This window comes from Janthinobacterium sp. UMAB-60 (assembly GCF_900095235.1).
Taxonomy (GTDB): Bacteria; Pseudomonadota; Gammaproteobacteria; order Burkholderiales; family Burkholderiaceae_D; genus Janthinobacterium.
Genome location: NZ_LT607506.1, coordinates 42,443 through 56,047, shown reverse-complemented (window position 1 = coordinate 56,047; position 13,605 = coordinate 42,443). Strand labels below are relative to the sequence as shown.

Below are 13,605 nucleotides of genomic sequence, written 5' to 3'. Positions count from 1 at the left end.
TATGCGCTCCTTGCTTCGCCCCGCCAATCTGTTCCTGCTCCTGACGTATGCCTTGCTGACGGCCGTGCCCTTCGTCCCCGCGCTGCTGGGGCGTGCGCCCGAGCATCCCTGGCAGATGCTCACCTTCGAGCTGCTGGCCTGGCTGGCCGTCTGGAGCGTATTCAAGCGTCCCGCGTACTTCCACTGGCTGCTGGTGCCCGCCTTCCTGGCCCTGCCGACGGAAATCTACCTGTTCATCTTCTACGGCCAGGGCATTTCCACGCACCACCTGGGCATCATCTTCGAAACCAGCCCCAAGGAAGCGATGGAATTCCTCGGGCAAAAAGTGTGGCTGATGGGCGCCGTCATGCTGGGCGTGATCGCCTGGTGCCTGCTCGGCTGGTTTGCGGCCACGCGCACGCGCGACCTGGACTGGCGCGGCAAGACGCGCCCGGCCGCCTTCGTGCTGCTGATCCTGCTGGGCGGCTTCTGGTGGTATGGCTACGAATTCGGTTTCGAGGCCAAGGTTCCGCATAGCGCGCCCGCGTCCGCCAAGGCCGGCAAGCCGGCGGCCAGCGGCAAGGCGGGCGCCTCCGGCTTCGGCGACGCCAGCTCGACCGAAGACGAAACAGCCGAAGAAGACGAGGAAAGCAGCAAGCCGGAGAACGCCAGTATCGCCGGCGCCGACGAAACGGGCCTGGGCTGGCCCAGCCTGCCCCACTGGGCGCGCCTGCCCTACGCCTTCGACACCGTCAGCAATTCCTGGCCTTTCGGCCCGGCCGCGCGCGGCTTCGATTTCTACAAGGAACGCAAGTACCTGGCCGAGCTGGGACAGAAAAGCAGCAACTTCCGTTTCGGCGCGCACCAGCAACAGCCCGATGCCCATCCGGAAGTGGTGGTCATGGTGATCGGCGAATCGTCGCGCTACGACCGCTGGAGCCTGAACGGCTACGAACGCGACACCAATCCCCTGCTGAAACAGGAAGCCAACCTGGTGCCGCTGGCCGATGTCATCACGGCCGTTTCCGCCACGCGCCTGTCCGTGCCCGTCATCATCTCGCGCAAGCCGGCGACGCAAAGCCTCAAGGATGGCTTCTCGGAAAAATCCTTCCTCACCGCCTACAAGGAAGCGGGCTTCAAGACTTACTGGCTGTCGAACCAGATTTCGTTCGGCCAGTTCGACACGCCCGTGTCCGTGTTTGCCAAGGAAGCGGACGTGGTGCAATTCCTGAACCTGGGCGGCTTTACCAACAGTTCGAACTTCGACCAGATCCTGTTCGACCCGTTCAAGAATGCGCTGGCCGACCCGGCGCCGAAAAAACTCATCGTGCTGCACACGCTGGGCAGCCACTGGAACTACAGCCAGCGTTATCCGAAGTCCTTCGACAAGTGGCAGCCGTCGCTGTTCGGCGTCGACAAGCCCGTCTACACGGACACGGCCATCAAGCCGCAGCTGAACAACAGCTACGACAGCTCCATCCTGTACACGGACTGGTTCCTGTCGAACGTGATCGGCATGCTGAAGGACGATGGCCAGCGCACCGCCCTGCGCAGCTCGCTCGTCTACGTGGCCGATCATGGCCAGACCCTGTACGACGGCACCTGCCGCCTGGCCTTCCATGGCCACAACACGCAATTCGAATTCCACGTGCCCGCCTTCGTCTGGTATTCGCCGCAATTCCAGCAGCACTATCCGGACAAGGTGACGCAGCTGCGGCGCCATCAAAAGGCACGCCTGTCGACGGAAAACATGTTCCACACGCTGCTCGACCTGGGCGACATCCGCTTTGCCGGCGAACAGCCCGAATGGAGCATCGCCAGCCCCCGCTTCAAGCAGCACAAGCGCTACGTCGACAGCTACGGCTGGACCAACTACGACAACGCCATCATCCGCGGCGATTGCCGCGAAGTGATCGACAAGAGCACGCCGGAAAAGCAGGACAAGTAAGGGCGGCCATCACCCCCGTTCGAGCACGCCGCCGCAATCGGCCGGTTGCGCCATGTGCGTGCTGAGCCAGTCAAAGACGCGCCCGGCCTTGTCAGCGATACCGGCGTCAAAACCGCGCTGCGCCAGCAGGGCGATGCCGTTGGTGGCCTGCAGCACGCCGGGCGCCAGCCGCAGCGCTCCCCCGTCATCGCGGCGCACGCACCACGGCGCCAGGCAGTCTTCCAGCAGCGGCCCCAGCACCAGGTTGTGCGACGAGACGATCACCAGGTGGCGCGCGGCCAGGGAATGCAGCACGGCGGCCGCGGCCGCCACCGATTCGAGGTGGTTGGTGCCGCGGAAAATCTCGTCGATCAGGAACAGCGCCGGCGCCCCCGCTTCGGCCAGCGCCAGCAATTCGCGCGCGCGCCGCAATTCGGCGATATAGAGACTTTCGCCGCCATCGAGCGAGTCTTCATTCTGCATGCTCGAATACAGGGGCAGCATGGGCACCTGGGCCGTCTGCGCATAGCAAAAGCCGAAGGCGCGCGCACTGATCAGATTGAGACCCACGCCGCGCAACAGGGTACTCTTGCCGATGGCGTTCTGCCCCGAAATGAAGGCGCCGCGACCAGCGAGCCGCAGCGACAGCGGCACGGCGCGTTCCAGCAGCGGATGCACCATGGCATCGAGCGACAACTGCCGCGCATCGGCTTCCTGCGCCCAGCAAAACTGCGCGCGACCGCGCAGGTGGCGCGCCAGGGCCAGGTCCGCCTCCAGGTCGGCCAGCAGCAGGAAACTCTGGCGCAGGAAGGCGCGTTCGCGCCGCACCACGCGCAGGCTGTGAAAGTAGCGCCGGATATTGCCCAGCATGAGCCAGTCATCATATTCGCTCAGCAGGGGAATCATCTTGATCCAGCGTACTGGCGTGATCTGGCGGTTGATCACGCCGGCAGCCCGCCCACCTTCTCGCATATCCGCCGTGAACGCGGTATCGAGCGCGCCCAGGCGACCATGCACCAGCAGTATCTGCTGCAAGGTAAAGACGCTGCGCTCCCACGGTTTGCAACGGTCGTAAAAACGCATCTGCAACGCCATCAGCAAGAGCCAGACGGGCACCGCGACGGCCCATGCCAGCGGCGCAAACAGCCACGCGGCCAGCAGCGACACCAACAACGCCAGTGTCGGCAGCAGCAGCCAGCGGCTCCACCACGGTGGTGCTGGCGGCGCTGCGCCGCACAGCAGCGCCGCCACTTCCCTATCTGCCGTGCGCAGCGGCTGCATGGCGTGCTCGATCACCGCCTGCTGTGCCGGCGCCGCCAGCAAGGCCGCGATACGCGCGCGTGAAGCGACGTCCGCCGTGCCGCTCGCCAGACGCTGATGCAATCGCTGCTGGCCAAGAATGCTGGTCTGCGTGGCCAGTTGCGCATGGTAGGCGTCGAGCAGCATTTCATCCCACGTCTGGCTATCGAGCTGGGGCAAGCCGCCTTCGATCCGCTGCAGCATGGCGATGTCGCTGGCGGCAAATGGATAATCGAGTTCCGCCGGCTCGGGCAGGCTGGCAAACTGGCGCAGCCAAGGACGCAGGCGGGCAAAAAGGGAGGGCGAAGGCGACATCATGCTCCAAAGTAGGGGACCAGCATGGCGCCGCGCGCCATCACTGCCTGTGCCGCAGATCAGGTCAATTGCCAGAATATCAAGATCCATGCGCACACGCCGCGACACTGCCGCGCACGCGGACACCGCCTGGGCGGGGCGGACACGGCGGACAGCCGGACACCAAAAAAAATCTCCATTCAAATCAACGACTTAATAACTGGCACGGATCGTGCATTGGGAAAGGCATTCTCCACGAGACCCGACCATGATCCGCGATACCTCTTCCCAAGACGCCGTGTTGTCCGCCCCACCGGGCCAGCGCCACAAGCAACGTGCCCTGCTGCTGGCCGGCGCCGTCATCGTCATCGGCGCCGCCATCGCTGCCGTTGCCGGCTGGCGCAACAGCGAGCATTCCGTCAACAGCAGCCGCCTGCGCATCGCCGACGTCACGCGCGGCACCCTGATCCGCGACGCGGCCGTGAATGGCCGGGTGGTGGCCGCCATCAGTCCCACCCTGTATTCGACAACGGTAGCGACCGTGACATTGAAGGCCAAGGCCGGTGACACGGTGAAAAAGGGCGACATCCTGGCCGTGCTGGAATCGCCGGACCTGTCCGACGCATTGAAGCGCGAGCAATCGAGCGTGCAGCAACTGGAAGCGGAAGTGGCGCGCCAGCAGATCCTGGCCAAGAAACAAAAACTGCTGGCGCGCCGTGAAGCCGATACGGCCGAAATCGAACGCCTGTCCGCACAGCGCACGCTGGAGCGCTATGAAAGCGTGGCGCAGGTGGGCATCATCGCCAAGATCGATTATCAGAAGGCCAAGGATGCGTTGAATTCGGCCGATATCCGCAGCAAGCACGCCTCGCAGGCGGCGGGCCTGGAAAGCGAGGACGTGACCCTGGCCTTGAAAACCAAGGCGAATGAGCTGGAACGCCAGCGCCTGAGCCGTGACAACGCCCAGCGCCGCGTCGACGAACTGACCGTGCGCGCCCCCGTCAACGGCTTCATCGGCACCCTGTCGGTCGCCAACCGCAGCGTGGTGCAAGCCAATACGGCGCTGATGACCCTGGTCGACCTGTCGCAGCTGGAAGTCGAGCTGGAAGTGCCGGAAACCTATGTGGCCGATATCGGCCTGGGCATGCGCGCGGAAATCGAAACGGGCGCCATCAAGGCAACGGGCAAACTCTCGGCCCTGTCGCCCGAAGTGGTCAAAAACCAGGTGCTGGCGCGCGTGCGCTTCAACGGCGAACAGCCGGCCGGCCTGCGCCAGAACCAGCGCGTCACGGCACGCCTGCTGATCGACGAAAAGCCGAATGTGCTGATGCTGGCGCGCGGCCCCTTCGTCGAGGCCGAAGGCGGCCGCTACGCCTATGTCGTGCGCGACGGCGTGGCCATCCGCACGCCCATCAAGATGGGCGCCACCAGCGTCTCGGCCGTGGAAATCCTCGGCGGCCTGAAGCTGGGCGACAAGGTGGTGGTCGCCGGCACGGAAGCGTTCGAGAACGCGGCCCGCGTTTCCCTCAATTAGTCAGCTGCACCCACTCCATTCCATCAAGAGGCCCTCCATGCTGCGCATGCAAAACCTGAGCAAAGTCTATCGCACCCACATGATCGAAACGCACGCGCTGCGCGGCTTCGACATCCATGTACAACAAGGTGAGTTCGTCACCGTCACGGGGCCGTCCGGCTCGGGCAAGACGAGCTTTCTGAACATCGCTGGCCTGCTGGAAGAATTCACCGACGGCGAATACATCCTCGACGGCGTCAACGTGAAGGGCATGAACGACAATGCCCGCTCGCGCCTGCGCAATGAAAAACTCGGCTTCATCTTCCAGGGTTTTAATCTGATCCCCGACCTGTCACTGTTCGACAACGTCGACGTGCCGCTGCGCTATCGGGGCTTCAACAGTGCCGAGCGGCGCGAACGCATCGAGGATGCCTTGGCCAAGGTGGGCCTGGCGTCGCGCATGAAACACTATCCGGCCGAACTGTCGGGCGGCCAGCAGCAGCGCGTGGCGATCGCGCGCGCGCTGGCCGGCTCGCCCAAACTGTTGCTGGCCGATGAACCGACCGGCAACCTGGACACGCAGATGGCGCGCGGCGTGATGGAACTGCTGGAAGACATCAACGCGCAAGGCACCACCATCCTGATGGTCACGCACGATCCCGAACTGGCGCTGCGCAGCCAGCGCAATGTGCACATCATCGACGGCCAGGTGTCGGACCTGGCGCACAAGGGGCCGTCGCTGGCCAGCCGCCAGGCCAAGGCCGGCAGCAACGCCGCCACTGTCTGAGGATCGCCCATGTTCCAGTACTACTTTCTGCTCGGCCTGCGCAGCCTGCGCCGCAACCCTGCCCTGACGGCACTGATGGTGCTGACCCTGGCCATCGGCGTGGCCGCCAGCATCTCTACCCTGACCATCCTGCATGTCATGTCGGGCAATCCCCTGCCGCACAAGAATGGCCGCATGTTCGTGCCGCTGGTCGACAATGGTTCCCTCTCCGGCTATACGCCGGGAAATACATCGGACGACAAGCAGCTCAGCTACCGCGACGCCGTCAATTTCCAGAACAGCAAAATGGGCGAGCGGCGCAGCGTCATGTTCGGCGTGGGCGGTGCCATCGAGCCGCAGCGCAAGGACATCGGCGCCTTCACGTCGCAAGGCCTGGCCGCCTACCGCGATTTCTTTCCCATGTTCGAGACGCCCTTTCTGCATGGCCAGCCATGGAGCGAGGCCGACGATGCCGCCGGTGCCGACGTCATCGTCCTGTCGCGCAAGCTGGCGGAAAAGCTGTACGGCGACAGCAATCCTGTGGGCCAGCGCATGACGCTCATGGGCTTCCAATACCAGATCACGGGCGTGCTCGATACATGGGAACCCGTGCCGCGCATCCATCGCATCATCGGCAGCGGCGCCTTTGGCAGCGAGGACAGTTACTTCATCCCGTTTACCAGCGCGATCCGCCACCAGACCAGCCATAACGGCAGCATGAACTGCAGCGGCAACCGAGAGCCGGGCTACCAGGGCACGCTCGATTCGGAATGCACGTGGATGCAGTTCTGGTTCGAGATGGCCAACGACGGCCAGCGTGGCGAACTGCAAAATTACCTCGACAGCTATGCGCAGGAGCAGCGCAAGCTGGGCCGCCTGAAACGCGCTGCGCCTAACCGCTTGTTCAGCATCGATGAATGGCTGGTGCACCTGCGCGTGGTGGGCAATGACAACAAGCTGTCGGCTTGGCTGGCCTTCGGTTTTCTGGCCCTGTGCCTGGTCAACACCATCGGCCTGCTGCTGGCCAAGTTCTCGGTACGCGCCGCCGAGGTGGGCATCCGCCGCGCACTGGGTGCCTCGCGCAGCGATATCTTCCGCCAGTTCCTCGTCGAGACCACCGTCATCGGCCTGGCCGGCGGCATGTTGGGACTGTTGCTGTCCTTCGGTGCGCTGGCACTGATCGGCATGCAGTCGAAGCAGCTGACCGTCGCCGCGCACATGGACTGGGTGATGCTGGCCATGACCTTCGTCATCTCGGTGGCCGCGGCGATCCTGGCGGGCCTGCTGCCGACCTGGCGCGCCTGCCAGGTGACGCCGGCCATCCAGCTCAAATCCCAATGACAGAATCGACCGCACACGAATAGGATCACCATGGAAATCCGACCCATCCTGTCTGCGCTGATGCGCAGCAAAACCGGCGCCATCCTGGTCGCCGTGCAAGTAGCCCTGAGCCTGGCCATCCTGGCCAATGCCCTGCATATCGTCAACGTGCGCCAGGAAGTGGCGGCGCGACCCAGCGGCGTGGCGGCGGAGGGCGACGTCTTCCACCTGCTGGCGCGCAACCTGCGCCCGCTGGGTCACAACGAAGAACTCGCGCTGCAAAAGCGCCTGGCCGCGGCCGCGCGCGCCGTGCCGGGCGTCGTCTCGGTAGCACAGGTGAGCCAGGTGCCGTTGTCGCGCAGCGGCAGCAACAGCGGCTTCGCCGCCAGCCGCAAGCAGGAAAATAGTTCCGCCATTGCCGCCGTGTATATCACGCCCGATTCGCTGATCAAGACCTGGGGGCTGAAGCTGGTGGAAGGACGTGACTTCACGCCAGCCGAGATCGTCGAAATCGACCAGAACGTGACGGAAGAATTCCCCCCGCAAGTCATCGTCACGCGGGCAATGGCCGAGAAAATCCACCCTGGTGGCGGCAGTGCGCTGGGCATGCCCCTCTTCCTGGGCACCGGCGAAGGAGCGCAGCAATTGCAAGTCGTCGGCGTCGTCGAGCGGCTGCAGAGCCAGGGTGCGGAAGTGGGTGACAAGGGAGAGTATTCGGTGCTGTTTCCCGTACGCCTGACGGGCGACGGCGATACCCTGCTGACCATCCGTGCCGAAGCGGGCCAGCGCGACCGCGTGATGAAGGAAGCCGAGCAGGCCATCCGCGCAGCCACGCCGGACAAGCTGATCCTGCGCCTGCGCACGCTCGATGAAGACCGCGACACGCGCTACCGCGCCGACCACGCGATGTCGTGGATGCTGATCACGGTCTCGGCCCTGCTGCTGCTGGTGACAGCCAGCGGCATCGTCGGCATCGCCAGCCTGTGGGTGACGCAGCGCAGGAAGCAGATCGGCGTGCGGCGCGCACTGGGCGCGCGCCGCGTCGACATCCTGCGCTATTTTTTAACGGAGAATTTCATGATCACCAGCGTGGGCGTGGCTGCCGGCGTGCTGCTGGCCCTGGCGCTGAACCAGCTGCTGGTAAGCCAGCTGGAAATGGCGCGCCTGCCCCTGCCCTACCTGCTGGGTGGCGCGGCCGTCTTCTGGCTGCTGGGCCTGGGCGCCGTGTACGGCCCGGCATGGCGCGCGGCCAGTATTTCGCCGGCCACTGCCACCCGCAGTACCTGAGCCGGCACCTGAGTGATATGCTGCGCGCATGCCTACCGTACTGATTATTGACGACAATGCCGCCGTGTCCATCGCGCTCGACGTGCTGTTCTCCCTGCACGAGATCGACGCCGTGCGCGCCGCCTCGCCCGAGGAAGGCCTGCAGCTGCTCGAGCGCCACGCCATCGACCTGGTGGTGCAGGACATGAACTTCACGGCCGACACCACCTCGGGCGAGGAAGGCAGCGCGCTGTTCCACGCCATCCGCGCGCGCTACCCGGACCTGCCCGTGATCCTGCTGACGGCATGGACCCAGCTCGACGCGGCCGTCGACCTGATCAAGTCCGGCGCGGCCGACTACCTGGCCAAGCCATGGGATGACCGGCGCCTGATCGCTTCCGTGCAGAACCTGCTGGAACTGGGACAGGCCAACCGCGCGCTGCGCCAGCGCGTGGTGGCCGAGCGGCGCCAGCGCCACGCACTGGAACACGACTTCGATTTGCGCGGCATGGTGTGGCAAGACCCGGCCACCGAAAGAGTGGTGCACCTGGCGTGCCAGGTGGCGCGGGCCGACGTGCCCGTGCTCATTTCGGGGCCGAACGGCAGCGGCAAGGAACGCATCGCCGCCATCGTGCAAGCCAATTCGCAGGTCGCCAGCGGTCCCTTCGTCGTGCTCAATTGCGGCGCCGTGCCGGTGGAGCTGATCGAGGCGGAACTGTTCGGCGCCGAGGCGGGTGCCTATACCGGCATCACGCGCGCGCGCGATGGCAAGTTCGACGCGGCCGACGGCGGCACCCTGTTCCTCGACGAAATCGGCAACCTGCCGCTGGCCGGACAAATGAAACTGCTGCGCGTGCTGGAAACGGGACGCTTCGAGCGCCTCGGTTCGAACCGCGAGCGGCAAGTGAAAGTGCGCGTCATCAGCGCCAGCAATGCCGACCTGCCGGCGATGATCAAGGCCGGCACGTTTCGCGAAGACCTGTTCTACCGCTTGAACGTGATCGAACTGCGCCTGCCGCCGCTGGCGCAGCGCCCGCTGGACATCCTGGTACTGGCGCGGCATTTCCTGGGCAGCGAAAAAACCCTGGACGCGCAGGCGCAGGCGACCCTGCTGGCGCACGGCTGGCCGGGCAACGTGCGCGAGCTGAAAAACGTGATGCAGCGCGCCAGCCTGCTGACGGCCGGCCCGGTGATCGGCGCGCTGGAAACGGGCTTGCCGGTGGCGGCTGCGCCATCGCTGCGCGTGCCGCAGGATGGCGCAGCGGCGGAGCCGGACCGCGACAGCGTCGTTGCCGCCCTGGCGCGCGCGCACGGCGTGGTGGCGCAGGCGGCGCAGGAACTGGGCCTGTCGCGCCAGGCGCTGTACCGGCGCATGGAGCGCCTGGGCATCGCGCGCGGCTGATGGCCTACCGTCCCATGCGCCTCTCCCTGCTGACGCGCTGGACGGCGCTGATCGTCACCTTGCTGGTGCTGGGCATTGTCATCGCCCTGCTGCTCGCGCATTTTTTACCTGGCCAGCCGCTGCTGGTGCTGGCCGGTACCCTGCTGTGCGTGCTGCCGGTGGCCGTCATTACCATCCGCGCACAGCTGCAATCGATGCTGTCGCTGTTTCGCGCCTTGAGCGGCACGGTCGCCAGCTACCAGGATGGCGACTTCGGCTTCAGCTTGCGCTGGCCGCAGAACGATGAACTGGCCGACCTGGTGGCGGCCCACAATGCGCTCGGCGACGTGCTGCGCAAGCAGCGCCTGGACCTGGTGCAGCGCGAACTGCTGCTCGACACCATGGTGCAAAACACGCCGGTGGCCATGCTGCTGGTGGCCGAGGGCAGCGCCATCGTCTACGCCAACCTGGCCGCGCGCCAGTTGCTGCACCACGGCCGCCGGCTCGAAGGGCATCACCTGGCCGACATCGTGCAGCAGGCGGCACCGGCCCTGGCCGAGGCGCTCGCGCGCCGCAACGACGGTCTGTTTACCAGCGGCGAAGGGGAACAGGAAGAGGTGTATCACCTGGCGCGGCGCAGCTTCAGCCTGAACGGGCGCAAGCACGAGCTGCTGCTGCTGCGCCAACTGACCCTGGAACTGCGGCGCCAGGAAGTGCAGACCTGGAAAAAGGTGATCCGCGTCATCAGCCATGAGCTCAACAACTCGCTGGCGCCACTGGCCTCGCTGGCCCATTCCGGCGCCGAGCTGGTACGCCGCGGCCAGACGGAGCGCCTGCCGCAAATCCTCGCCACCATCGAGGAGCGCACGCGCCACCTGGAAACCTTCATCCTCGGCTATGCGCGCTTTGCCAAGTTGCCCGCGCCGCGCCTGGCGCCATACGAGTGGCAACCCTTCCTCGACAGCCTGGCTTCGCAAGCGGCATTCACGCTCGACGGCCCGCCGCCGACGCAGGCGGCCGTGTTCGATGCGGCGCAAATGCAGCAGGCACTGCTGAACCTGCTCAAGAATGCGCTGGAGTCCGGCTCCAAGCTCCAGCACATCGGGCTGCACGTCAGCCAGGCGCAAGGCCAGTTGCGCATCGAAGTGCGCGACCGGGGGCCGGGCATGAATGGCGCCGTGCTGGAAAACGCGCTGGTGCCGTTTTACTCCACCAAACGCAGCGGTACAGGACTGGGCCTGGCCCTGGCGCGCGAGATCGCCGAAGCGCATGGCGGACGCATCACCCTGGCCAACCGCGAAGGCGGTGGACTGGCGGTGACATTGATTCTTCCCTGCTGAACCTGATCCCGGCTGCCGAACCGAAAAACGTATGCCATGATGCTGGCCGGCCTGGGCCTGCTGGGCTTCCTGGCGCGGCGCCGCAAGCATTCTTGAGCTCCCCTCCCAAAAGACGTTGCGGCGTCTTTTTTCAGGTGGCTGCTACACTGACGCCATGACCACCGACTTTACCTCCACCAGCCATACCGCTTTCAGCCACCCGGGCCACCCGCCGGCCACCACCACCGAACACCGCGGCATCCGCTACCTGCACCTGGGTACCAAGTGGGTGCAGGGCGCCATGCGCCTGGACAAACCCGATGCCATCGAGCTCGAATACGTGCAGATGATGATGATGTGGATGCTGTTCAAGACGCAGCCAAAACGCATCGTGCAGCTGGGACTGGGCAGCGCTGCGCTGACCAAATTCAGCTACCGCCGCTTCCCCGATGCCACGGTCACAGCCATCGAACTCAATCCGAACGTGATCGCCATCTGCGGCGCCCAGTTCGCGCTGCCGCCGAACGACGCGCGCCTCGACGTGCGCGAAATGAATGCGCTCGACTTCGTGCTCGATCCTGCCAACCATGGCACGGTCGATGCGCTGCAAGTGGACCTGTACGACGAAGACGCGCGCGGCCCCGTGCTCGACACGCCCGAGTTCTACCAGGCCTGCGTCGACTGCCTGACGGACGACGGCATCATGTGCACGAATGTCTTCGGCGACTTCCCCAACTACGACAAGAACTTGCAGGCGATGGAACTGGTCTTCGACGCCGTCGTCTGGGTGCCGGAAACGGAAGATGAAAACATCGTCGTGCTGGCCTTCAAAAAATCGCCATTGCTCGATTTCAGCGACTTGTACGAACGCGCCGCCACCATCAAGAAGCAATTCAACCTGCCCGCCAAGAATTGGGTCAACGGCTTGAAGCAGTGGATGCAGGACCAGCAGTAAGGCCGTAGCGCCGCATCACACCGGCAGCAGCGCGCCCAGGCGGCGCGCCAGGCCGTCCATGTTTTCTGCCGGCACCTGCGCATAACCGAGCAGGAAACCGTTCCAGCCGGCGCCCTCGCCCGTGCCATGCGCGGACAACGCCAGCGCCACGATGCCGTCCTGCGCGGCGCTGCGGCTCAACGCCAGGTCATCCCACCGGACGTCTTGAAAACGCAGCGCCAGGTGCATGCCGGCCGTGCCGCCATGAATGACCGCGCCCGCACACGCATGGCGCTGCAATGCCTCGCTCAAGGCGTCGCGGCGCTGGCAATACAGGCGGCGCATGCGACGCACGTGGCGCGCAAACAGGCCGCTGCGCAGGAACTCGGCCAGCGCCAGCTGTTCGGCCACGCGCCCCCGTGTGGCGCCCTGCGCCTGCATCTGCGCGAAGGCCCCGGCCAGCCCTGCCGGCACGACAATAAAGGCCAGCCGCAAGGCCGGAAACATGGTCTTGCTGAACGTGCCCAGATACACGACGGGCGCATCGCTCACCAGTCCCTGCATGGCCGCCAGGGGCGGGCCGCCATGGCGAAACTCGCTGTCGTAATCGTCTTCGATGATCAGGGCGCCAAAGGCGCGGGCACGTTCGAGCAGCGCCATGCGGCGCGCGGGACTGAGCACGCTGCCGGTCGGATACTGGTGCGACGGCGTGGTGTAGATCAGGCGCGGCGGCGCCGCGTTCCAGTCGTCGTCCGTCGGCGCGATGCCATCCATGTCGACGGCAATGCCCGTCACCTGCAGGCCGGCGCCACGACCCGCCGCCAGCGCGCCGCCATAGCCGGGGTGCTCGATCCACAAGGTGTCGCCCTGGTCGGCAAAGGCGCGCAGGCACACATCCAGGCTGCTCTGCGTGCCGTCCGTGATGAACACCTGGCCCGCATCGCAGACGACGCCGCGCGCGGCGCGCAAATGGTCGGCGATGGCCATGCGCAGCTGCGGCTCGCCGGCAGGGTCGCCGTAATTGAGCTGGCGCGGCGTCAGCGCGCGCCACGCGCGGTCCAGCATGCGCCGCCACTGCGCCAGCGGGAATTCATCGAGCGCCGGCACGCCCGGCGCGAACGCCCCCATCGCGTCGGCGGGAAACACCACCGTCGCATTCCTGTCCTGTCCCGCCAAGCCGCGCAAATGTTGTGCGCGGCGCGACAAGCCATCCTTGCTGCCGGCCGGCGGCGCCACTTCCTGCTGACCGACGGTGCCGGCGACCACGGTGCCGCGCCGGTCCGGCAAGACAAAACCTTCGCTGGCCAGCTGCTCGTAAGCGTACAACACGGTATTGCGCGCCAGTCCCAGTTCGGCCGCCAGCACGCGCGTGGCGGCCAGCCGCGTGCCGGGAGCCAGCTGGCCACCGCGGATCGCCGCGCGCAGGCATTCATGCAGCAGGCGCTGGCGCGACCAGCTCCGCTCGCGGTGCGTACGTTCGAAAGCGTTCAGCAGCAATGCATAATCCATGCGACTTCCGTTATGGCTCCAAATTATTTCTAACTTCTGGATCTTTTTTCAGGGCCAGATGCCGATTATAGTGCGGCCTGCCTCCTCAACCAACCGGA

11 protein-coding genes are annotated in these 13,605 nt (G+C 65.6%); 9 read left to right on the top strand and 2 right to left on the bottom strand.

Going from position 1 to position 13,605, the window contains the following annotated elements:
• The first annotated feature begins 1 nt into the window (after window position 1).
• Window positions 2-1,927: a phosphoethanolamine transferase gene (locus K0F86_RS26115; RefSeq protein ID WP_219137031.1), complete on the top strand. Its 1,926-nt coding sequence runs from the start codon at window positions 2-4 to the stop codon at window positions 1,925-1,927.
• Window positions 1,928-1,936: 9 nt separating this feature from the next.
• Here K0F86_RS26115 and K0F86_RS26110 read toward each other — a convergent pair whose 3' ends face one another.
• Window positions 1,937-3,520, bottom strand: coding sequence for a DNA mismatch repair protein MutS (locus K0F86_RS26110; protein WP_219137030.1), 1,584 nt, complete (start codon window positions 3,518-3,520; stop codon window positions 1,937-1,939).
• A 247-nt stretch (window positions 3,521-3,767) separates the two neighbouring features.
• Here K0F86_RS26110 and K0F86_RS26105 point away from each other — a divergent pair, with 247 nt between their 5' ends.
• The 8 genes from K0F86_RS26105 to K0F86_RS26070 are packed head-to-tail and all read left to right on the top strand — an operon-like array spanning window position 3,768 to window position 12,019.
• The gene (locus K0F86_RS26105) at window positions 3,768-5,033 is read left to right on the top strand and encodes an efflux RND transporter periplasmic adaptor subunit (RefSeq protein WP_219137029.1); all 1,266 of its coding nucleotides are present in this window, start codon (window positions 3,768-3,770) and stop codon (window positions 5,031-5,033) included.
• Window positions 5,034-5,070: 37 nt separating this feature from the next.
• Window positions 5,071-5,799, top strand: a complete 729-nt coding sequence (locus K0F86_RS26100; RefSeq protein WP_219137028.1) for an ABC transporter ATP-binding protein — start codon at window positions 5,071-5,073, stop codon at window positions 5,797-5,799.
• Window positions 5,800-5,808: 9 nt separating this feature from the next.
• Complete coding sequence (locus tag K0F86_RS26095; protein WP_219137027.1) at window positions 5,809-7,119, top strand: ABC transporter permease; 1,311 nt, start codon at window positions 5,809-5,811, stop codon at window positions 7,117-7,119.
• 30 nt (window positions 7,120-7,149) lie between these two features.
• Window positions 7,150-8,385: an ABC transporter permease gene (locus K0F86_RS26090; protein WP_219137026.1), complete on the top strand. Its 1,236-nt coding sequence runs from the start codon at window positions 7,150-7,152 to the stop codon at window positions 8,383-8,385.
• A gap of 28 nt (window positions 8,386-8,413) precedes the next feature.
• Complete coding sequence (locus K0F86_RS26085) at window positions 8,414-9,766, top strand: sigma-54 dependent transcriptional regulator (RefSeq protein WP_219137025.1); 1,353 nt, start codon at window positions 8,414-8,416, stop codon at window positions 9,764-9,766.
• 14 nt (window positions 9,767-9,780) lie between these two features.
• Window positions 9,781-11,085 (top strand): PAS domain-containing sensor histidine kinase, encoded by a 1,305-nt coding sequence (locus K0F86_RS26080; RefSeq protein WP_257572378.1) that lies wholly within the window; start codon window positions 9,781-9,783, stop codon window positions 11,083-11,085.
• 12 nt (window positions 11,086-11,097) lie between these two features.
• The gene (locus K0F86_RS26075) at window positions 11,098-11,181 is read left to right on the top strand and encodes a PEP-CTERM sorting domain-containing protein (protein ID WP_219137035.1); all 84 of its coding nucleotides are present in this window, start codon (window positions 11,098-11,100) and stop codon (window positions 11,179-11,181) included.
• A 58-nt stretch (window positions 11,182-11,239) separates the two neighbouring features.
• Window positions 11,240-12,019 carry a spermidine synthase gene (locus K0F86_RS26070; protein ID WP_219137023.1) on the top strand — a complete coding sequence of 260 codons (780 nt, stop codon included), beginning with the start codon at window positions 11,240-11,242 and terminating at the stop codon, window positions 12,017-12,019.
• A 15-nt stretch (window positions 12,020-12,034) separates the two neighbouring features.
• On the opposite strand, the gene K0F86_RS26065 is transcribed toward K0F86_RS26070, so the two are convergent.
• Window positions 12,035-13,507: a PLP-dependent aminotransferase family protein gene (locus tag K0F86_RS26065; protein ID WP_219137022.1), complete on the bottom strand. Its 1,473-nt coding sequence runs from the start codon at window positions 13,505-13,507 to the stop codon at window positions 12,035-12,037.
• Window positions 13,508-13,605 lie beyond the last annotated feature (98 nt).

Excerpts from the sequence above, each read along its gene's own strand:
- K0F86_RS26115 (WP_219137031.1), top strand. The coding sequence starts at position 2 with ATGCGCTCCTTGCTTCGCCCCGCCAATCTGTTCCTGCTCCTGACGTAT.
- K0F86_RS26110 (WP_219137030.1), bottom strand. The coding sequence starts at position 3,520 with ATGTCGCCTTCGCCCTCCCTTTTTGCCCGCCTGCGTCCTTGGCTGCGC.
- K0F86_RS26105 (WP_219137029.1), top strand. The coding sequence starts at position 3,768 with ATGATCCGCGATACCTCTTCCCAAGACGCCGTGTTGTCCGCCCCACCG.
- K0F86_RS26100 (WP_219137028.1), top strand. The coding sequence starts at position 5,071 with ATGCTGCGCATGCAAAACCTGAGCAAAGTCTATCGCACCCACATGATC.
- K0F86_RS26095 (WP_219137027.1), top strand. The coding sequence starts at position 5,809 with ATGTTCCAGTACTACTTTCTGCTCGGCCTGCGCAGCCTGCGCCGCAAC.
- K0F86_RS26090 (WP_219137026.1), top strand. The coding sequence starts at position 7,150 with ATGGAAATCCGACCCATCCTGTCTGCGCTGATGCGCAGCAAAACCGGC.
- K0F86_RS26085 (WP_219137025.1), top strand. The coding sequence starts at position 8,414 with ATGCCTACCGTACTGATTATTGACGACAATGCCGCCGTGTCCATCGCG.
- K0F86_RS26080 (WP_257572378.1), top strand. The coding sequence starts at position 9,781 with ATGCGCCTCTCCCTGCTGACGCGCTGGACGGCGCTGATCGTCACCTTG.
- K0F86_RS26070 (WP_219137023.1), top strand. The coding sequence starts at position 11,240 with ATGACCACCGACTTTACCTCCACCAGCCATACCGCTTTCAGCCACCCG.
- K0F86_RS26065 (WP_219137022.1), bottom strand. The coding sequence starts at position 13,507 with ATGGATTATGCATTGCTGCTGAACGCTTTCGAACGTACGCACCGCGAG.